The organism is Streptomyces sp. NPDC090741 (assembly GCF_044769045.1).
Taxonomy (GTDB): Bacteria; Actinomycetota; Actinomycetes; order Streptomycetales; family Streptomycetaceae; genus Streptomyces.
Window position 1 is genome coordinate 185,790 of sequence record NZ_JBIVXF010000017.1, and the last position, 19,808, is coordinate 205,597.

The 19,808-nt window shown below is 73.0% G+C and carries 16 protein-coding genes; 1 reads left to right on the forward strand and 15 read right to left on the reverse strand.

The annotated features are described in order from the left end of the window. Positions 1–25: 25 nt before the first annotated feature. The 5 genes from eccCa to ACIQU4_RS34870 all read right to left on the reverse strand — a co-directional run bounded on the left by eccCa (position 26) and on the right by ACIQU4_RS34870 (position 7,342). Positions 26–4,000: a type VII secretion protein EccCa gene (gene eccCa / locus ACIQU4_RS34850; RefSeq protein ID WP_403739446.1), complete on the reverse strand. Its 3,975-nt coding sequence runs from the start codon at positions 3,998–4,000 to the stop codon at positions 26–28. After that, complete coding sequence (locus ACIQU4_RS34855) at positions 4,000–5,187, reverse strand: CpaE family protein (protein ID WP_403739448.1); 1,188 nt, start codon at positions 5,185–5,187, stop codon at positions 4,000–4,002. The genes eccCa and ACIQU4_RS34855 overlap by 1 nt, the downstream gene beginning before the upstream one ends. A 63-nt stretch (positions 5,188–5,250) precedes the next feature. After that, complete coding sequence (gene eccD, locus ACIQU4_RS34860; protein ID WP_403739451.1) at positions 5,251–6,603, reverse strand: type VII secretion integral membrane protein EccD; 1,353 nt, start codon at positions 6,601–6,603, stop codon at positions 5,251–5,253. Positions 6,604–6,666: 63 nt separating this feature from the next. Then, positions 6,667–7,071: a hypothetical protein gene (locus ACIQU4_RS34865; RefSeq protein WP_403739454.1), complete on the reverse strand. Its 405-nt coding sequence runs from the start codon at positions 7,069–7,071 to the stop codon at positions 6,667–6,669. Positions 7,072–7,186: 115 nt separating this feature from the next. Further along, positions 7,187–7,342, reverse strand: a complete 156-nt coding sequence (locus tag ACIQU4_RS34870) for a hypothetical protein (RefSeq protein WP_403739456.1) — start codon at positions 7,340–7,342, stop codon at positions 7,187–7,189. A gap of 327 nt (positions 7,343–7,669) precedes the next feature. Between ACIQU4_RS34870 and ACIQU4_RS34875 the strand changes: the two genes are divergently transcribed. Further along, positions 7,670–8,653, forward strand: coding sequence for a DUF6879 family protein (locus ACIQU4_RS34875; protein ID WP_403739459.1), 984 nt, complete (start codon positions 7,670–7,672; stop codon positions 8,651–8,653). Positions 8,654–8,668: 15 nt separating this feature from the next. On the opposite strand, the gene ACIQU4_RS34880 is transcribed toward ACIQU4_RS34875, so the two are convergent. From ACIQU4_RS34880 to ACIQU4_RS34925, 10 genes are read right to left on the reverse strand one after another with little or no spacing between them, the layout of a single operon-like run. Next, entirely contained in the window at positions 8,669–9,154 is a 486-nt protein-coding gene (locus tag ACIQU4_RS34880) for a rhodanese-like domain-containing protein (protein WP_403739462.1), read from the reverse strand. Continuing rightward, positions 9,099–10,181 (reverse strand): hypothetical protein, encoded by a 1,083-nt coding sequence (locus ACIQU4_RS34885; RefSeq protein WP_403739465.1) that lies wholly within the window; start codon positions 10,179–10,181, stop codon positions 9,099–9,101. Before ACIQU4_RS34885 ends, ACIQU4_RS34880 begins: the two co-directional genes overlap by 56 nt. Further along, on the reverse strand, positions 10,178–11,821 hold the full coding sequence (locus ACIQU4_RS34890; RefSeq protein WP_403739468.1) for a methionine--tRNA ligase: 1,644 nt from the start codon (positions 11,819–11,821) through the stop codon (positions 10,178–10,180). Before ACIQU4_RS34890 ends, ACIQU4_RS34885 begins: the two co-directional genes overlap by 4 nt. Then, the gene (gene epsC / locus ACIQU4_RS34895; protein ID WP_403739471.1) at positions 11,818–12,456 is read right to left on the reverse strand and encodes a serine O-acetyltransferase EpsC; all 639 of its coding nucleotides are present in this window, start codon (positions 12,454–12,456) and stop codon (positions 11,818–11,820) included. Before epsC ends, ACIQU4_RS34890 begins: the two co-directional genes overlap by 4 nt. Next, on the reverse strand, positions 12,443–13,651 hold the full coding sequence (locus ACIQU4_RS34900) for an NAD(P)/FAD-dependent oxidoreductase (RefSeq protein WP_403739474.1): 1,209 nt from the start codon (positions 13,649–13,651) through the stop codon (positions 12,443–12,445). Before ACIQU4_RS34900 ends, epsC begins: the two co-directional genes overlap by 14 nt. Further along, positions 13,648–14,091 carry a cupin domain-containing protein gene (locus ACIQU4_RS34905; RefSeq protein WP_403739477.1) on the reverse strand — a complete coding sequence of 148 codons (444 nt, stop codon included), beginning with the start codon at positions 14,089–14,091 and terminating at the stop codon, positions 13,648–13,650. Before ACIQU4_RS34905 ends, ACIQU4_RS34900 begins: the two co-directional genes overlap by 4 nt. Before the next feature lie 15 nt (positions 14,092–14,106). Beyond that, positions 14,107–15,423, reverse strand: coding sequence for a SidA/IucD/PvdA family monooxygenase (locus ACIQU4_RS34910; RefSeq protein WP_403739480.1), 1,317 nt, complete (start codon positions 15,421–15,423; stop codon positions 14,107–14,109). Then, positions 15,420–16,838, reverse strand: coding sequence for a diaminobutyrate--2-oxoglutarate transaminase family protein (locus ACIQU4_RS34915; RefSeq protein ID WP_403739483.1), 1,419 nt, complete (start codon positions 16,836–16,838; stop codon positions 15,420–15,422). The genes ACIQU4_RS34910 and ACIQU4_RS34915 overlap by 4 nt, the downstream gene beginning before the upstream one ends. 21 nt (positions 16,839–16,859) lie before the next feature. Then, complete coding sequence (locus ACIQU4_RS34920; RefSeq protein ID WP_403739486.1) at positions 16,860–18,203, reverse strand: lysine N(6)-hydroxylase/L-ornithine N(5)-oxygenase family protein; 1,344 nt, start codon at positions 18,201–18,203, stop codon at positions 16,860–16,862. Further along, on the reverse strand, positions 18,200–19,780 hold the full coding sequence (locus ACIQU4_RS34925) for an ABC transporter substrate-binding protein (RefSeq protein ID WP_403739488.1): 1,581 nt from the start codon (positions 19,778–19,780) through the stop codon (positions 18,200–18,202). Before ACIQU4_RS34925 ends, ACIQU4_RS34920 begins: the two co-directional genes overlap by 4 nt. Positions 19,781–19,808: the final 28 nt, after the last annotated feature.

Consider the following 19,808-nt stretch of genomic DNA (forward strand, 5'->3'; position numbering starts at 1 on the left):
GGTCGTACGGTCCTTCACGGTGTCGTTACTCGGGGGTGTACACGGTCTGGATCAGCCGGTTCGGCTGACCCCTGCGGATCAGCACGCAACGTCCGGCCGGCTGTTGGGAGGCGTACACGCCCGGGAACAGCTGGCCCTCGCCACGGTCCCCGGCCATCACCACCGCCGAGGCGCCCGACTCGCGCAGGCCCTGCACCAGGGGCTCGTACATGCCGCGCGAGGCACCGGCGACGCGGCGGGTCAGCACGAAGTGCAGGCCGATGTCGACCGCCGACGGGATGTACGGAACGAATGCGGCCAGCGGCGACTGCCCGGCGGTGGTGAGTACGTCGTAGTCGTCGACGAGGACCACGATGCGCGGCCCGCCGCCCCAGCTGCCGGGTTCCAGGTCCTCCAGCGAGGCGCTGTCATCGGGCAGTCGCCGTTCCAGCTCGGTGGCGATGCCCGAGGCCAGCCCGGCGCACATCTTGGTGTTGTACGCGTAGCCGCCGTTGAACTCCTGCGGCACCACGCCGCGCAGGCTGCGCCGAGGGTCCATGATCGCGAAGACCAGCTCGTCCTCTCCGTACCTCTCGATGAGGCCGCCGGCGATCGTCTTCAGTAGATTCGTCTTGCCGCACTCGCTGTCGCCCATGATCAGCAGGTGCTGGTCGTGGGCGAACAGATCGAGCACGACGGGTGCCAGAGCCATCTGGTCCAGGCCGATCGGCACCCGTCGGGGCTCGGCGACCGGTCCGGGCAGTACGTGCGGCTCCAGGACGTGCGGCAGCACCCGGACCGGCTGGGCGGTCTCCCCGCTCCAGGTGGCGCGCACCGTGCGGGCCGTGCGCTCCAGTGTCGCGCCGAGCTCGGAGGTGTCGGCCAGCCCGTCCGTACGGGGCAGGGCGACCTGCGCGAAGAGCTTGCCGTCGGTCAGTACACGGCCCGGTTCGTCGGGGGAAAGGGTCTCGGCGAGCTTGCGCTCGATGCTGGATTCGCCGGGGTCGTTGAGGCGCAGCTCGACCCGGGTGCCGAAGCTCGACTGGGTGGCTATGCGGACGTCGTTCCAGCGGAGCATGGCCGCGACGACGTGGATACCGTATCCGCTGCCGCGCTTGAGGATGTCGACGATGGCGTCGTCGAGTTCCTCGAAGTCGTCGCGCAGCGCGCCGAAGCCGTCGATCACGAGCACGATTTCGGCGGAGACCAGCTGGGGCAGCCTGCCCGCCGCGTGCAGGGTGCGCAACTGCTCGACCGAGTCGATGCCGTGGTCGCGGAAGAGCTCCTCGCGGGCGGCGAGCATGTTCCGTACTTCTTCCACTGTGCGGGCCGCGCGTTCGCGGTCCGCGCGGCCGGCGACACCGCCGACGTGCGGCAGCCCGGCCAGGGCCTGGAGGCCGCCGCCGACCAGGTCGAGACCGTAGACGCCGACTTCCTGCGGGGTGTGGGTCAGGGCGAGCGAGAGGACCAGGGTGCGCAGCAGTGTCGTCTTGCCGGACTGCGGGCCGCCGATGACGGCGGCGTGGCCGCCCGCCACGGTGAGGTCGAGGTACCACTCGCCCTGCCACTGCTTCGTCGGGTCGTCGAGCAGGCCCAGCGGCACCATCAGCCGGCCGCGCCGCTTGGACAGCTGCATTCCGCGCGGGCCGACGTCGAGCGGGCCGGCGACGGCGTCGAGGGGGAGTGTCTCGGGCAGCGGCGGGAGCCAGATCCTGCGGACCGGCGCGGCGGCGTGCTCCAGCTGCCCGACGATGACGTCCAGCTCGGTCGGGCCGGTCTCGCGGCGGCGTGCGCTCGTCTCATGAGGGGCTTGGTCGTCCGGCTTGGACAGGGTGTTGAAGGCCTCGTACTCCAGGGCGAGCGGTCCGCTGTCTTCGTCCTCGCTGCGCTGGACCGGGCCGCGGTAGGCGCCGGAGACGTAGCTCGCCTTGAAGCGTTCGTAGTGGCTGGTGTCGACCTTGAGGAGGCCGAAACCGGGAAGCGGCGGGAGGTGGAAGGCGTCCGTGGTGTCCAGGACGGTACGGGACTCGTCGGCGGAGAAGGTCCGCAGCCCCAGCCGGTAGGAGAGGTAGGTGTCCAGGCCCTTCAGCTTGCCGCCCTCGATGCGCTGGCTGGACAGCAGCAGGTGCACGCCGATGGAGCGACCGATCCGCCCGATCGACAGGAACAGGTCGATGAAGTCGGGCTTGGCCGTGAGCAGCTCGCCGAACTCGTCGATGACGACGAACAGGTGCGGCAGCGGTTCCAGATCGGGCCGCCGGTCGGCGCGCAGCGCCGCGTAGTCGCCGATGTCGGCGACATTGCCCGCGTCCTTGAGGACCTGCTGGCGCCGTTTGACCTCGCCGGCGAGGGAGGCGTGGACGCGTTCGACGAGACCGGCCTGGTTCTCCAGGTTGGTGATGACACCGGCGACGTGCGGCAGGTCCGCGAACGGCGCGAAGGTCGCACCGCCCTTGTAGTCGACGAGGACGAGGGCCAGGTCCTCCGGCGGGTGCGTCGCCACCAGGGCGAGCACGAGCGTGCGCAGGAGCTCCGACTTGCCGGAGCCGGTGGCGCCGACGCACAGGCCGTGCGGGCCCATTCCGAGCTCAGAGGACTCCTTCAGGTCGAGCAGGACCGGCTCGCGGGAGTCGCTGATGCCGATCGGGACGCGCAGGTAGGCACGTTCGCCGCGGTGCGCCCACATGCTCTGCAGGTCGAGCCGGGCCACGTCGTCGATGCCGAGCAGGTCCGCGAAGTCGACCGGCCCGGACAGGGGGGCGTCGACGAGGGACTCGGCGGACAGCCGCAGCGGGGCGAGCATCCGGGCCAGGCCCTCGGCGAACGGGATGCCGACTTCGTCGACGGTGCCGTGCGCGCTGATCGGCTCCGCCTCGCGCAGGTCCTCGATGATCACCTCGGAGCCCTCGACGGTGATCCGTACGCCGACGTGGCCGGGCTCCTGGATCCTCTGTTCGAGGAGGTGCAGGACGGTGATGCCCATCTCGCGCAGGCCGACCGCGTCGTCGGGGCGCGGCAGTTCGACGGCATCGTCGCCGTGCCCGTCGGCGACGACGAGCAGGCGTGACGTCATGGTCAGGGCGTCCTTGCCGGACAGGCCGCGGCGCACCTCGGCCGCGTAGGAGGCACGGCGGCGCAGTTCGGGGCCGAGCCGGCGGGCGAGCTGCTCCGCGGACGGGGCGATGCGCCGGGCGGCGACGGGCCCGTCGAGCTGCTCGGTGTCGAGCAGGTGCGGCATCCACTTCGCCCACTCCCAGTCGGCGAGCCTCTCGCCCGGTACGGCGAGGGCGATGGCCACGTCGTCGGGTGCGTGCATGGCCGCGCTCTGCACGAGCAGGGCGCGGGCGACCCGAAGGCAGTCCTCGCGCGGCCCGACGATGCTGATGTTGCCGACGCGGTCGAGCGGCACGGTGAGCGGGAGTTCGGTGCCGGTGCGGAAGCGGGTGGTCAGGGCCGACGCCTCGTTGAGCATGAAGCGGTCCGGTGGGGTCAGCACCGAGGCGCCCTGCTGGCCGATTTTCAGGTCCCGTACGGGCATCTCGCCGGTGCCGACGCGCACGCGCAGGAAGTCGGTGTCGATCCGGCGCCGCTCCCACAGCCGGGCCGGGTCGCGGACGATGTCGTAGAGCGCGTACGGAGGCGGGTTGAGCACGTCGGCGTATTCGGCCCGCCGGCGCTCCTCGGCGGCGAGCTCCTCGCGCAGGTCTTCCAGGTGGGCGAGGTAGGCCTCCCGCTGGGTGCGACGGGTGCGCTGGGCCTTGCCGCGCTGCGAGAGGACGAGCCCGAGGGAACCGATGACGGTGACGACGAGGATCAGCGCGCCCAGTGCGGCGAACTGGCTGTTGCGGACGACGGTCATCATCACGACGGACGACATCACGCCGGCCACAGGCAGCAGGGACATCGCGATGTTGCCCGCCTTCCCCTCGGGGAGGTTGGGCGGGGCCTCGATGACGCGTGCCTCGGGGGAGGCGGGGGGCCTGATCGTTCTGGCCGGTCGGTGGATCAGTCGGGTACTCATCAGTGGCGCTTCTGGGAGAGCTGGAAGACGTCCGCGGCGATCCGGGTGGCGGTCGTCCGCGTCGCCCGGGCGAGCAGGCCGGTCCGGATGGCGCCGCCGTCCGCCAGGTGGCGGTCGTACGGCAGGACGTGGACGCTCGTGCCGGTGGACCGGAGCGTGCGCACCGCCTCGTCCACGTCCAGGCCCGAGTGGGGGGACTGCTCGGTGAGGACGACGACCGTGCTGCCCATCACATGCGCGGGCAGGCTCTGCATCCACTGGAGGACCGCGTAGGTGCTGGCGATGCCGTCGAGGGTGGCGGGGGTGGTGAGCACGCGGGCCTGGGAGGCGGAGAGCGCGACCCGGGCGACTTCGGCGGGCAGCGTCTCGCAGTCGACGACCGTCACACCGAAGTAGCGGCGCAGCGCGACCATCACCCGCTCGTACGCGCGGGTGTCGAGCATGGCACCGATCTGGCCCTGGCTGCCGGGCAGCAGCCAGGCGTTGTCGCGTAGCTGGACGAGATAGCCGGTGACGTCGAGCAGTGACATCTGTGGTTCGACGATGTCCGCGACGTCTCCGGTGGTCCAGCGAAGGGCTTCCGCGCCGAGCCGGACGGGCAGCGAGCCGAGGGCGGGGTCGGCCTCGACGAAGAGGACGGGGTCCTGGCGGTAGTGCGCGTACGTGGTGCCGAGCAGGGCGGCGACGGTCGACTTGCCGGCGCCGCCGCGGATGGAGGTGACGGCGATCTGGCGGCCGGTCGTCACGGGCTGCTGGAGCACTTCCGCGGTCCGGGTGGCGTCGGCGACCTCGCGGGACGCGGATGAGGAAACGATTCGCCACAGGGTGTGGGCGGCGCGGGCGGCGATGGGCTCACCGCTGCGGGGCTTGCGGCCCACAGCGGCCAGGCTCCGGTCGACCGCCGGCCGGGAGTCGGGGGTCCGGGTGACGGCCCGCGCATGCAGCGCGGGCTGGCCGCCGCCGGATTGTGGTGGCAGGACCTGTCCGGCCTGGTACGGATGGCCCGGCGCGGGCGCCGCCGCCTGGCCGGCGGGCACGGCTGCGCCGTGCGGCTGTCGGTCGCCCTGCGGCGGGAAGCCCTGGGCCTGATCCGTGTCGCCGGACACGGCGGTGTCCCGCGCGGGTGGCTGGGCGCTGCCCCTGAGGTCGCGCAGGACCTCGCCCTGCCAGTTGTCTCCGTTCGGCATGTTCGTCTGCCCCTGCCCCTCTTCTTCCGACCTGCTGCCCCGCCCGGAGCGCTGCGCGTTGACTCAGAACTTGTCGAGCAACTGCCCGTAGACGCCGAACACCCCGATGGCCAGAGGGAACAGCCCCACCATGCCGACGGATTCGACGAGGTCGGCCATGCGCCGCAGCCGTACCTGGACGTGCTCGGGCGGCTGCATCGCGAGCGCGGTCAACGGCAGCAGCGCGGCCACGCAGAGCGCGGCCAGTGCCCCGGCGCCGCCGCCGTGCCCGACCCAGAGCATGAGGAGGCGTACCAGCAGAACGCCCGAGGCCGCGAGCAGCGCGACCACCTCGGCGACCAGCGGGAAGGCCCGGGCCCTCGACAGGAGGACAACGGTGACGAGCGACGGCAGAGCCACGGTCCACACGTTCGGTTCCGCGGCGAGCGTCAGCAGCCAGCCTGCGGCAGCGGCGGAGAGCGCTGTGGCGATCGTCGCCAGCGCGAGCCCGCGGTGAGTGGCGGCCAGCGCGTTGCCCACGTCATGCCGGCTGACCGAGGTGCCACCGGAGCGGCGGTCGTCGAGCGCGGTCAGCCCGGATGCCATCAGGGCGAGCCGCGGCAGCAGGCCGAGGAGCACCACCGAGGCGAGGGCCATGAGGGCGCCGAGCCGGGCCGGCTCGTCCTGGAGCGCGGCGGCGGCTTCCCAGCCGGCAGTAATCACGGCGACGGCCCCGGCCCCGATGAGACCACCCCGGCCGAGCGGGGAGCAGTAGCCGAGCAGGACGAGTGCAACGACCAGCGCGCCCGAGACGCCGGTGAGCCGCACGACCCCCGACCAGTGGTGGGCGTCGGCGGCGGTCCACGCGGTGAGGACGCCGAGGCCGCCGGAGGCGAGCAGAAGTGCGGTGGCCAGACCGCGGTTGCCCTGCCCGACCCGGGCCGCGAGCGCGCCGGCGGCGAGCAGTACGACGGTGACGGCCAGCAGGGCACCGGCCAGGGTGCCGAGTGCGAACTCGCGCCGGGCCAGCAGGGCGGCGGTCACCGCGAAGGCGACGGTCGCGACGCCAGCGCTGCTCCTGCGGGCGGCCGGACGCCAGCGCCATGCCTGCAGGTCGAGGTCGTCGGCCACCAGGTCGGTGACATCGTGGACGACGGGGGCGGGCGGCGCGGAGTGCGTCCTGACGAGCCGTAGCACGGCGCCGTCGGCTATCCCGGCTGCGGCCAGGGTGTTGTCCTGCGGGAGCGCGGAACCGTCCGAGGTCATCAGCTGACGGGTCAGCGGCCGTGCAGCTGCGCGGTCGTCGAGCAGCTGCAGGATATCCGGGAGCAGTTGCCCGATAGGCGTGTCGGAGGGCAGGACCATGTCGGCCCGGCGTCGCTCGCCGACCAGGGTCACCCGGCTCAGTTGCGCCCGGGAAGTCTTTGCTGTGCTCACGCTCACCACTTGCAGGAACCTATCATCGCGGCGTTTTGGGCGCTTCGGGGCAAGTAAAGGTCTCTACGAAGCAGTCGGCTTGGGCGACTTCGACGTCTGCGGGGACTTCGGCTTCGGCCCCTTCGAGGGGGTCGCCGACGTGGACGGGCCCGGCGGTGTGGAGGGGCCGGGTGACTTGGCCGGGCTCGGCGACTTGGACGGCTCCGCGGCCGGCGGGAAAAGGCTCTGCTGCTGTTGTTGTTGCCTCTGCTGCTCCGCCTTCTGCTTCGCCAGCGTGGCCTGGATGAAGGACCACCCGATGCAACCCGCGCACAGCACGGACGCGATGGCGATGCCCGCGAACACCTTCCCGAGCCGTTCGTCCGCCGTACGCCGCGCCCTCTGCGCGCCGAACAGCAGCGCGTCACGCAGTCTGTGGCGTCGTACTGCCACAGACTCCAGCAGTTGACTGTCGTAGTCCCGTGCCATGTGCCGTCCGTCGCCTCCCCCGAGTTTTGCCTGTGCAACATAGAGCATCCGTCGACGCCGAGCACAACCAGAAAGCCCCGTCCGGCTTTGGCCGGCGGGGCGCTTCGGGCTTTTGTCAGGACCAGCCCGGGTCTTGGGGGGCTGACAGCGACCAGCCCGGGTCCTTGGGCGGGGACGCGAGGTTCTGGGCCTGGCCGGCGGTGCCGGTGGCGATCACGGCGATCAGGGCGGCGGCGGTGACGGTGATCAGAGTGACGAACTTGCGACGCATGGTGACGGTGCCTCTTATCGGGCCGGTGCGGATGCGGATGCGGACGGGGCGGGGGTGGTTGGCCGGATCTCTCGTTCCGGCGTGCCGCCATCGTGCCGAGCCGGGCAGGGCCGTGTCGCCGGTTTGAGCTGGCACAAAGCGATCTGACATATCCGTGCCAGCCCGCTCGCCGTGTCCGCGTGATGGACGGTGTTTGTGCGGGCGCTGGCCGGTATGGACAATCCAGGGTGCAAGATCGGCCCGTCGGAGGGGCCGCAGACCGCCAGCGTTGTCGGTTCAGGTTCACAGTCGTGCTGCCGCTCCGAACCGCGAGCTGGGGGGCTCCTCTTGTTGGTTTCTCTTGGGCTGACCGAACGTTCCGACGCGCTCTACCGCCTCGTCCTCAGACGGCCGGACATCGCCGTCGCCGATGTCACCGCCGAACTCGCGCGGTCCGAGGACGACGTACGCGCGGACCTGGAGGGGCTGACACGGCTCTCCCTCCTCGCGCCGTCCTGGCGGACCGACGGGCGGCTGCGGGCGGTGAACCCGAAGGCCGCGCTCGATTCGCTGCTCGCCCACCAGCAGGCGGAGATCGCCCAGCGCCACCGAGCCCTCGCCGAGAGCCAGGCCGCCGCGAGCGCGCTGCTGTCGCAGTACGCCGAACTGCACCCGGCCCAGCCCGCGCACGAGGCCGAGCGGTTCCTCGGCGTCGAGGCGGTCCGGGCCAAGCTCAGCGAGATGTCCGCCCGGACCCGCCGCGAGTCGATCAGCTTCCACCCCGGAGGGCCGGTCCCCGCCGCGCAGTTCAAGGCCAGCGAGCCCATCACCGAGGACCTCATCGCGCGCGGCGTGAAGATCCGGACCGTCTACCAGGACGCCATCCGCAACGACGCCGGCAGCCTGGAGCACGCCCGCTGGCTGACCGAGCGGGGCGGCGAGGTGCGGACGGCCCCCTCGCTGCCGATGCGCATGGTCATCGCCGACCGGGAGTTCGCGCTGATGCCGATCGACCCGGCGGACAGCGCGCAGGGCGCGGTACTGCTGCGCGAGCCGGGCGCCGTCGCCGCCTTCTGCGCGCTGTTCGACTCGGTGTGGGAGACGGCCATCCCGTTCGGCGAGCCGCCCCGGCGCAGCCTCGAAGACCCCGGCTCGCAGCCGCGCGAGCTGCTGCGCCTGCTGGCCCAGGGCTATACGGACGAGGCCGCCGCGCGCCGGCTCGGGATCTCCCTGCGCAGCGAGCGGCGGCTCATCTCGGAGCTGATGGAGAAGCTGGACGCGCAGAGCCGCTTCCAGCTCGGGCAGCGGGCCGTCGAGGAAGGCCTGCTGTAGGCAGACCCCTCCGGCTCAGCAGCCGCAGGCCGCGCCCTCCCCGGCCGGGGCCGTCAGCGGGTCCGGCGGCGACTGGCGGGTGCCGGCGGAGTCCTCGACCGGGAACCCCTCCCGGGACCAGTACTCGAAGCCGCCGAGCATCTCCTTGACCTGGTACCCGGCGCTCGCGAAGGCGTACGCCGCCCGGGTCGCGCCGTTGCAGCCCGGGCCCCAGCAGTAGGTGACCACCACGCTGCCGGGCGCGACCAGTTCGGCGGCCCGCGCCCCGATGTCGTCGGTGGGCAGGTGCACGGCGCCCGGGATGTGGCCCTGGGCCCAGGCCTCGGCGCTGCGGCTGTCGACGAGGACGAAGCCCCCGGCGCCGGATTCCACGTCCGCGTGCACGTCGGCGACGTCGGCCTCGAAGGTGAAGCGGCGGTGGAAGTGGGCCGCGGCGGTGGCCGGGTCAGCCGGCGGAACGCGCAGCACCTTCGAGGACACGGAAACGGTCTGAGCGGTCATGGTCGGTGTGCTCCTGAGGACGGGGGCGGCGTACGGCCGCCACGGCGATGAGGGTGTACAGGGCCGCGGTGGCTGCACCGGGGCCGATGAGCAGGACGGAAAGGTCCCAGCGGGCGGCCCGCCCGAGGGCGAGCACCGCGAGGGCGATCAGGCCCGCGGCCACGAGCCCGCCGCGCCGGGTCCGGCCGGTCAGCTCGGTCCAACGGGTCGCGGTGGCCTGGAGGTTGGTACGGCAGTACGTCCAGCAGAGCGCGGCGGAGCCGAGCCCGAGAGCGGCCGCCGCAGCCGGGGGCGGCGCCTGCGCAGCGGTGGCCGGCGGAGCCAGCAGTACGGCGTACAGCGCGGCCGCGAGCGCGATGCCGAGCAGGGTTCCGCCCAGGGCCCGCCGCCGCGGCACGGCGGGGACCGCCCCTTCGAGGCCGACCCAGCCGAAGAGCAGGGGCACGGCCACCAGCAGCGCGGCCCCGGCCCAGCCCTCGGCCCAGCCCCCGGTCCAGCCCCCGGATCCCGGCCCCGGCAGCGGCCCGCCGAGGGCCCGCCAGGAGACGGCCAGCGCCAGCACCGCGGCCAGCCGGAGCCGCCGCCCCGCCGGGGACAGCCCCCGCGGGACGCACCAGGCGTACGCGGCGGCGCTGCACAGCACCCCGGCGGCGATCGCGTACGACCGCCAGCCGGAGTCCCCGAGCGACGCGAACTCGGCGGCCCCCAGGGCCACTCCCGCCTGCCCGGCGGCGAAGCCACCGAAGTAGAGCGCGGTGGCCGCGCGGGCCGGCCCCGGGCCGAGCCGGTCCCGTACGAAGGCCACGGGCCCGGAATCCTCCGTACCGCCGGCGGCGGAGACCAGCAGGCACCAGCCGGCCAGCACCCCCGCCACCGCGATCCCGGTCCAGGGGCCGGGCTGCGGGGCGCGAGCCGCCGGCAGCAGCAGGGCCCCGGCCCCGAGGACCGCGCCCAGCGCCTTCGCGGCGCCGGCGGACCACGTGTCGTGACGCGTCACGCCCGTACGCGTCACGTCCGTACGCGTCACGACAACTCGTGGAAGAACAGCGGGGTGGCCGCCGGCAGCGCCGTGCCCTCCGCCAGCAGCCGCCCCTCCACGCCGTCCCATACGGGCATCCGCGTGCCGAGGTCCACCGGCAGGCCCAGGTGCCCGGTCAGGAACGCGGACCAGCCCGGCATCAGCGGCGCGGCGGTGACCGCGACCGCGGCCAGCAGCTCCAGGTGCGCCGCGAGCCGCCCGGCGTACTCGGCGCGCGGTCCGGCGGCCCGCAGCAGGGCCAGCTGCCGCAGGTCGGCGTCGGCCCGCTCGATCACGGTGGCCAGGACATCGGCGGCGCGCTGCGGGGAGAAGGCCTCGGCGCCGAGGGCGGCGGCCATCTGCCCGGGCAGCGCCGCGCGTTCGGCGGCCAGCGGGCCGTCGGCGGGTCCGACGGCCGGCATGACGGAGTCGAAGTCCTGGGCGAGCAGGTCCAGTACGGTGTCGGTCCACCGCTCCAGACCGCCGGCCAGGACGGTGCTGAGGGTGTCCGCGAACTCCTTCATGGAGAAGTTGTTCTGCGCCCGCTCCGGGCCGGTCAGGCACAGGTGGAAGCGGAGCGCGTCCGCGTTGACCCGGCGCAGGAACTCGCCGCCCCAGATCGCGTGGCCGCGGCTGGTGGAGAACTTGTCGCCCTCCAGCCGGTAGAACTCGTTGATGACCACCTGCGCGGGCAGGGTCAGTTCACCCTGCGCGAGCAGCAGGGCCGGCCACAGCACGGCGTGCGAGAACGAGCAGTCGAAGCCGATGAAGTTGACGATCCGGGTCTCGGGATCGGTCCACAGCCGCTCCCACTGCGAGCGGTCGCCGTTCGCCTCGGCGACCCGCGCGGTGCCCGCCGCGTAGCCCCAGATGCCGCTGAACCAGGTGTCGAGGATGTGGCCCTCCCAGCCGGGCAGCGGGACCGGGATCCCGTAGTCCGCCTCGCGGCTGATCGCCGTGCCGGGCAGGGCCCGCTCGAACAGGCCGTCCAGGTAGGAGATCAGCCGGGGCCGCCACTCCGCCTTGGCCTGCGCGTCGGCGTAGTACGCCCGGAGGCGATCGCGGTAGCGCTCCAGGGGGAAGACGATGCGGCGCATGGTCGTGGTCTCGGGGGCGTTCCAGCAGGCGGTGCACCGGGGGGCGGCGAGCCCGGCCGGGTCCTGGGGCAGTCCGCAGGCCTCGCAGTACACGCCGTCGGAGGGCTCGGCGCAGAACTGGCACTCGCCGCGCACCTCGGCCTCGTACAGGTACCGCTCGCAGGGCGCGCAGTGGAAGACGGGCAGCTCCTGCACCTCCAGGGCGCCGGACTCCCACAGTTCGAGGAAGAAGCGCTGTACGAACTCGGTGTGGGTGGAGTCGGTGAGCGGGCGGGTGAACCAGTCGTGGTGCATGGCGCCCAGCGAGAGGGTCTCCTCCATGCGGTCGCCGAAGAGCTTCGCCGTCGGGTACGCGGTGGAGCCGATCTCGGCGGCCCGGCGCGGTACGTAGCAGGAGTGCTCGTCGGAGTAGCCCACGTAGCGCACGTCGTGGCCGCGCTGGCGCAGGTGGCGGGTCAGGACGTCGGCGCCGAGGAAGGGGCCGGAGAGGTGGCCGAGGTGGAGGTCGCCGTTCGGGTTCGGCGGGGCGCTGGTGACGACGTACGAGGTCATGATGCGTGGGTTCCTTCGGGGACGGTCAGGGCGGAGGAGTCGAGGGGGGCCGCGGTGTCGAGCGGCGGCAGGGCGGCGGAGGCGGCGGCGACGACGCGGCTGCGCGGCGGCAGGTCGTCGAGGACGACCGAGTGCGCGCCGATCCGGGAGTCGGCGCCGATGGTGACCGGGCCGAGGACGCTGGCCCCCGTGCCGATGACGACGCGGTCGCCGACGACGGGGTGGCGGCGGGATCCGGAGGGGCGGCGCAGGTCCTTCCACCAGCCGACCGAGCCGAGCGTGACCTGGTGGTAGAGCATCACGTCGTCGCCGATCCGGACGGTCTCGCCGATGACGACGGCGGTGCCGTGGTCGACGAAGAAGCGGCGGCCGATCCGGGCCCCGGGGTGGATCTCGATGCCGGAGACGGCGCGGGCCAGCAGGGACAGGGCGCGGGCGCTGACGCGGTGGCCGCGGCCCCAGAGCCAGTGCGCGACGCGGTAGGTCCACAGGGCGTGGATGTGCGGGTAGAGCAGTACCTCGGCGCGGGAGGCAGCGGCCGGGTCCTTGGCGAGGACGGTCTGCACGTCCTCGCGCAGCACCTCGCGCAGCCGCCGCCGCACTTCGGTCTCCGGGCCGGTCTCACATGTGGTCATACGGAGCCTCCGGACGGATCGGGCGGCCCGCGAGGAAGCGCTGCGGCCGGTACGGCTCCAGCAGCTCCTGCACGGCCTTGCCGGGGACGGCCCCTCCCTCGACGATCTCCTTGGCGGCGAGCTCGGCGACCGCGGGCGCCAGCTTGAAGCCGCCGCCGCTGAACCCGAGGGCCAGGTACAGCCCGTCGGGGCCGGCCGCGCCCACGACCGGGCGCTTGTCGGGGGTGTAGCCGTCGAGCCCGGAGCGGGTGCCCGCGAGCGGGGCGGTGGCGGCGGCCGGGACGCGGTCCGCGATCGCGGCGATCGCGGACTCCAGCTCGGCCTCGGTCAGCGGCTCCACGTCGCGGCCCAGTTCGGTGTCGGGCTTGCTGGGGACGCCGAAGTAGAAGCGGTTGAGGCCGTCGGGCCGGAAGTAGCTGCCGGTGGTGTCGTCGATGCAGGTCGGTACGGAGGCCGCCGACCCGCGCCGGCCGGCCCCCGGGAGCTCGGCCTGGGCCAGCCCGATCCGGCGCGCGGTGACGGGGATGTGGATGCCGAGGTGCTCGGCCGGGGCGGAGCCCCAGGCGCCGCCGGCCAGGACGACCAGCGGGGCGTTGATGCGGCCGATGGAGGTGAGGACGCCGGTGACGGTGCCCGCGGTCTCCAGCACCTTCATGGCCCGGATGCCCTCGGAGGGGGACACGCCGAGCCGGTAGGCGGCGGTGAGCAGCGAGGCGGAGGCGGCCATCGGGTCGGCGTAGCCGCCCTCGGGCTCGTACGCGGCGAGGGCGACGCCCTCGGTCCGCAGGCCGGGGTAGATCTCCTTCAGTTCGGCGGCGTCGATGACCTCGACGCGGCGGTATCCGGCGGCGTCCGCGGAGGCGGCGGCGTTGTGGCGCAGGTCGTCGGCGTGGTTCTCGCCGACGATCATGACGAAGCCGGTGCGGCGGTAGCCGCAGTCGCCGCCGATGACGTCCGACCACTGCTCGAAGACGGGCAGGCTGCGGGCGGCGAGCCGGGTGTCGGGGACGGCCGTGTGGTGCAGCCGCAGCAGCCCGCCGGAGCGGGAGGTGGCGCCCTGGGCGTTGACCCGGCCCTGGTCGCACAGGACGATCCGGCCGATGCCGGCGAGGGCGAGCTGGTGCGCGATGGCCGCGCCGATCACCCCGCCGCCGACGACGACGGCGTCGGCGTGCGCGTGGACGATGGGACTCATGCGTCCACCTGCCGGTCCGCGGCCGCGGCCGCGGCAGGGCCGGAGCCCGGGTCCGCGATGCCGAACTCGGCGGCCCACTTGGCGCGGTCGCGGGCCACGGCGTCCGAGCCGCCCCACCAGATGGTGACGAAGCGCAGCCGGACGTCGCCGTCGTTGGTCAGGTCGTGGTCCTGGAGCGGGGTGATGAACACGGTCTCGCCGGCGCGCACCCGGCGGGTCTCGGCGCCGATCCGCATGACCCCGCTGCCCTCGACGATGAAGAACATCTCGTTCTCGTCGTGGTCGTGCGGGGTGGAGGTGGCGCCGGGTGCCACGTCGACCCAGGCGCCGCCCCAGTTGGGCTCCTCGACGGCCTCGGGCCAGGGGAAGATCCGCCGGCCGCTGACGTTGTACGGCTCCTCGAAGACCATGTCGTCCTCGTGGGCGGTGAAGATGTGCATCGCTTACGGGTCCAATCAGGCGGCGACGGGCCGGCGCAGCCGGGCGCGCAGGTCGCGGTGGATGGTGTCGGCCTTGGCGGCCATCTGGCTGAAGGAGGTGGCGCTGCCGATGCCGTGCCGCCACTCGGTGAGTCCGTCGAGGTAGATCCCGACCTCGCAGTCGTCGGTGGTACGGGCGCGGTAGGCGCGGGTGACCTCGGGGCGGCCCTGCGCGTCCAGGCGCAGGTGCGCGGTGATGGGGGCCAGCTGGCGGGGCAGGGCGGCCTCGCGGTAGCCGGTGCAGACGATCACGGCGTCGGCCTCGATCAGGCCGCTCTCGCCGGTGAACACCTCGCGGGTGCGCAGCAGCACCCGGCCGTCCGGGGTCCGGTCGACGGCGGTGACCTCGGTGCGCTTGTGCATGTGCAGGCGCTGCCGGCCGGTGAACCGGTCCTGGTAGACGGCCTGGTAGAGGGCGGTGGAGACGTCGGGGTCCACGGCCGCGTAGTTGGTGGCCCGGGCCTGGTCCAGGGCGCGTTCGCGCTGCTCGCCTTCGAGCCCGTAGAAGTAGTCGGTCTCGTCGGGGAAGTACACCTCGTTGCTGAAGTGGCCGAGCTCGTACATCCGGAAGCCCGCGTGCCGTACGACCGAGTGGATCTGTGCGTCCGGGTGCTGGGCCGCCAGGTGCAGGACGATCTCGCCGGCGGTCTGCCCGGCTCCGATGACGGCGATGCTGCGCAGCGGGCGGTCGCCGAGGGCGGCCAGTCCCGGCAGCAGCTTCGAGGCGTGGAAGACCCGCTCGCCCAGGTGCGGGCGCAGCAGCTCCGGTACGTACGCCTCGTGGCCGGTGGCGAGCGCGATGTTGCGGCCCTCCACGGTGTGCAGGGAGCCGTCGCGGGTGTCCCGGGAGGTCACGCGGGCGGTGCGGACGCGGCCGTCGGTGCCCGTGACGGGCTCGATGCTCAGCACCTCGCGGTGGTAGTCGACGGCGCCGCGGACCTGGCCGGCGGCCCACTGCACGTAGTCCGACCACTCCAGGCGGCTGACGTAGCCGCCCATCAGCGTGAACGGGTAGAAGCGGCCGCTCTGCTGGAGGTAGTGCGGGAAGGTGAAGCGGGAGCGGGCGTCGCGCGGGGTGGCGAAGTCGCGCAGGAAGTGGTGCTGGATGTCGGTGCCGGGCAGGACCAGGTTGGGCTGCCACGCGGAGTCGGCGGCCTTCTCCAGGTAGCGCGCGGCCAGCGGGGCGGCGCCGGTGGCGTCGTCGTGGTCCTCGACGGCGGCGGCCAGGGCGATCCCGGAGGGGCCGAACCCGGCCACCACCAGGTCCTGGACGGTGGTGTCGTGCGTGGTCATCGGGCACCCGCCGTCGTCGCCGGGCCGAGCGCGGTCAGGGCCGCGGTCAGGGATTCGCGGATGATCCGGCCGGCCTGGTCGATCTCGCCGGCCGAGCAGTTCAGCGGCGGCAGCATGCGCACGACGCAGTCGTCACGGCCGCCGAGCTCGATGATCAGGCCGCGGCTGACCGCCTCCCACTGGACCTGCTTCGCCAGCTTGTCGGCGGGCAGCCCGGTCTGCGGGTCGGTCAGCTCGACGCCGGTCATCAGGCCGAGGCCGCGTACGTCGGCCACGTACGGGGTGAGCTCGCGCAGGCCCTGGAGGTGGACCATCAGCTGGTCGGCGCGGGCCCGGACGTTCTCCAGGACACGCTCGCGCTTGACGACCTTCATGGTGGCGACGCCGGCGGCGAAGGCGGGCTGGTTGCCGCGGAACGTGCCGGAGTGGGCGCCCGGCCTCCAGACGTCCAGCTTCTCGTCGTAGAGGATCACGGAGGCCGGCAGGCCCATGCCGGACAGGGCCTTGGATGCGCACACGACATCGGGCTCGATGCCGTACTGCTCGAAGGCGAACCAGGTGCCGGTGCGGCCGCAGCCGCTCTGCACCTCGTCGACGATGAGCGGGATGCCGAGCCGCCGGGTGACCTCGCGGATCCGCTGGACGAACTCGACCTCGGCGGGGATCACCCCGCCCTCGCCCTGCACCAGCTCCATGATCACGGCGGCGGGCAGGGTGATCCCGCCGTTGACGTCGGTCAGCGCCTTCTCCAGGAACGCGGCGCAGTTGACCTGGCAGGTGTCGCGCTTCAGACCGAGCGGGCAGTTGTGGCAGTTGGAGTACGGGAAGAAGTGCACGCCCGGCATCCGGCCGCGGACCGGCTCCTTCTGCTCGACGAGCCCGGTGACGCTCAGCGCGGCCAGGGTCGCCCCGTGGAACCCGCCCTGGAAGGTGATGATCTCCTCGCGGCCGGTGGCCGTCTTGCACAGCTTGAGGGCGGCGTCGACGGCGTTGGCGCCGGTCGGCCCGCAGAAGTGGATCCGGGTGCGCTCGCGCATCGGCTCCGGCAGCATCCCGATGGTCAGGTCCGTGAACTCGTCCTTGACCGGGGTGGGGAAGTCCAGCCCGTGCACGAACTCGTCGAGCTGACGGTGGGCGGCCGCGAGCGGCTCGGGGTGGTTGTGGCCCAGGGAGAGCACCCCGGCGCCACTGAGGAAGTCGAGGAAGACGTTCCCGTCGAGGTCCTCCACGTAACTGCCCTTGCCGCGGCGGATCGCCATCGGCAGCTTGCGCGGGTAGGAGCGGGAGTTGGACTCGCGGCCGGCCTGGCGGTCCAGCAGCTCGGCGCTGCGCGGACCGGGCAGCGGGCCGGTGATCACGGGGGCGGTGTAGACCCGCGGGGCCGAGGCGACCGGGGTGTCGATGGTGGCAGTCATGGGGAACGGGGACCTTTCCGGTCAGGCGGCGGCGAGTACGGCGCTGCGGTCGGCGGCGGTGGTGGCGGCGCCGGTCAGGCGGGCGGTCAGGGCGTCGGTGAGGGTCGCGGCGCGCAGCGACAGGAGGCTGAAGGAGCCCGCGTCGCCGATGCCGTGGCTGGACTCGCACAGGCCGTTCAGGAAGAGCGGCGGGGTGCCGTCGGCGACCGGTTCGATCGCGTAGTCGGCGGACACCCGCAGGCGGCCGTCCGGCTCGGTGGCGAAGAGCTCCGCGAGCGGGGCCATCAGCGGCGGGCACAGCTCCTCGTGCGGGCCGGGGCCCATGTTGCGGAAGCCGGTGGCGAGGACCGCGAAGTCCACGGTCTCGCTGATCCGCTCGCCGGTGGTCCGCTCGACGAAGTCCAGCGCGATCCGGTCCCCGGCCTCCGCGGCCACGCCCACGGCCTCGTGGTTGCCGCGGACGAACACCTTCTGGTCGCCGTCGAGCTCCTGCTCGTAGATCGTCATGTAGAGATCGCGCAGCACGTCGCCGTCGGCGGAGGAGTAGTTCGTGCCGTGCATGTACGCGTCCAGGGCCTTCTTGCCCTCGCGGGATGCCCGGAAGTAGTACTCGGTGAACTCGGGGAAGTAGCCCTCCTCGCTGAAGGGGCTGGTGTCCTTCAGCCGCAGCGAGTGAGAGCGCGTGTACGTGGTCACCTTGGTGCGCGGGAACCGGCGGTGCAGGTCCAGGGCGAGCTCGACGGCGCTCTGGCTGCCGCCGATCACGGCCACCGACTCCGGGGCGCGCCCCTCGCCGGTCAGCTCCGCCAGCTTCGGCAGGTACTGGGTCAGGTGGAAGACGCGAGGGGTGCGCAGCGTGTCGTACGGGGCCGGGACGTACGGGGTGCGGCCCGGGCCCATCACCAGTGTGCGGCCGAGGTAGCGGCTGCCCGACATGGTGGTGACCTCGTAGAGGCGCTCGCCGAACTCCTCGACGATCTCGACGCGGGCGGCCCGCTGATTGCAGTCGACCAGGTGCGAGAAGAACCCGGCGGCCCAGCGGATGTAGCCCGCGTACTCCTTGCGGAGCGGGAACTCCGAGGGGAGGTTGAGGTGGCGCAGCAGCCGGCCCTGCTCGTGCAGGTAGTTCAGGAAGGTGTAGCGGCTGCGCGGGTTGCGCAGGGTCACCAGATCGCGGCTCGGGTGGTTCTGGATGTCGGAGCCGTCCAGCAGCATCCCGGGCTGCCACTCGGGGCTCGGGCGGGCCTCCAGGAAGCGGGCCGTCAGCGGCGATTCGCGCTCCTCCAGGGCGATCGCGAGGGCCAGGTTCGCCGGGCCGAAGCCGATGCCGAGGATGTCGTGGACGGGAGTCGTGCTCGCACTCATCGGGTGGTCTTCCTTGCCTTGACAGTGGTGAGGGTGGGGTTTCCGTCGAAGTCGATGCGCAGGCCGGTGATCCGGTCCGCGGCGTGGACCCGCTGGTCGGTCCGGTACCAGAGCGGGATCAGCGCCAGGTCCGCCATCGCGGTACCGTCCGCGCGGCGCCAGGCGTCGGCGCGCTCCGCGGGGTCCGTGGAGGCCCGGGCGCGTGCCACGAGGGCGTCGAACTCCTGGTTCACGTACCGGCCTTCGTTGTCGCCGTGGGCCGTGCCCTCGGCGTCGGGCGCCGTGCACGAGGAGTGCAGCAGCGGGAAGAGCATGTTGTCGGGGGTCGGGTAGTCGCAGGCCCAGCCGGCCCGGCAGAACCCGGCCGCCGCGATCGAGGTGCGGTGGTCGACCAGCCCGCGGGCGTCGGTGCGCCGCAGCTCGATCCGCCAGCCCAGGACCTCCTCCAGGCCGCGGGCCAGCGCCTTGACCCAGTCGTCGTGCCCGGCGCCGGTGTTGTACGCGAACTCGACGCGGCTGCCCGGTCCGAGGCCCGCACGCAGGGCCGCCGCACGGGCCCGCGCGGGGTCGAAGACCGACCAGCCGGAGTCGGAGTCGGAGTCGGAGTCGGAGCCGGAGCCGGAGCCGGAATCGGAATCGGAATCGGAGTCCGGATCGGCGGCGAGCTCCGCGAGCGGGGTGTGGGCCTTGCCGAACCAGGGGGAGAGCAGGGAGTGGGCCGCGCTGCGCCGCCCCTGGAAGTACGTGTCGATCAGCCCCTGGCGGTCGATGGCGGCGGACAGGGCCCGGCGGGCGTCCAGCGAGTCCATCGGCGCCTGGTGGCAGAACGGGATCAGGTAGAAGAGGCCGGCGCCCTCCTGCTCCAGGAAGCCGTCGAGAGCGGCCGCCTCGGCGGTGCGCGCCGGGGGGATCCGGGCGTAGTCGTAGTCGCCGGCCAGGAAGCGTGCGTACTCGTCGTCCAGGCCGGTGACCACGTCGAGGATGTCGATGTGCACCTCGCGCACCTCGGGCGCGGGCCCCGCCCACAGGTCGTTGCGCTCCAGCCGGATGGCCACCCCGTGCTCCCAGGGACCGGCCATCTTGAACGGGCCGTTGCCGACCGGGAGGTCGTTGTACTCCGGGTTCAGCGCCGGGCCGGCGCACTCCGGCACCGGGCTGAAGATCGGCTGGAGGGTCTTCAGATCGAACTGCACGTCCGGCTCGGACAGTTCGACCACCAGCGTGATGTCGTCCACCGCCCTGAAGGAGCGCACGCCCGCCAGGTGGTACGCGGTCTCCGTGTTCGCCTCGGGATCCAGCGCCCGCGCCCAGCCGCGTACGAAGCTGTGCGCGGTGACCGGCTCGCCGTTGCTGAACACCGTGCCGGCGCGCAGGGTGAAGGTCCAGGTCGTGGCGGTCGGGTCGCTCTCCCAGGACCGGGCGGTGGCCGGGATCGGCGCGCCGTCCTCGTCGAGGGCGAGGAGTCCGGTGAACAGGGCCTTGCAGACGAGGATGCCCTCCCCTTCCTGGGCCTTGTACGGGTCGATGGCGGTGGGCTCCGTGATTCCCATCCGGAACACGGGGTCGTTGGCGTGCACGTGGGGCTCTTTCCGCGGTCGGTGGAGT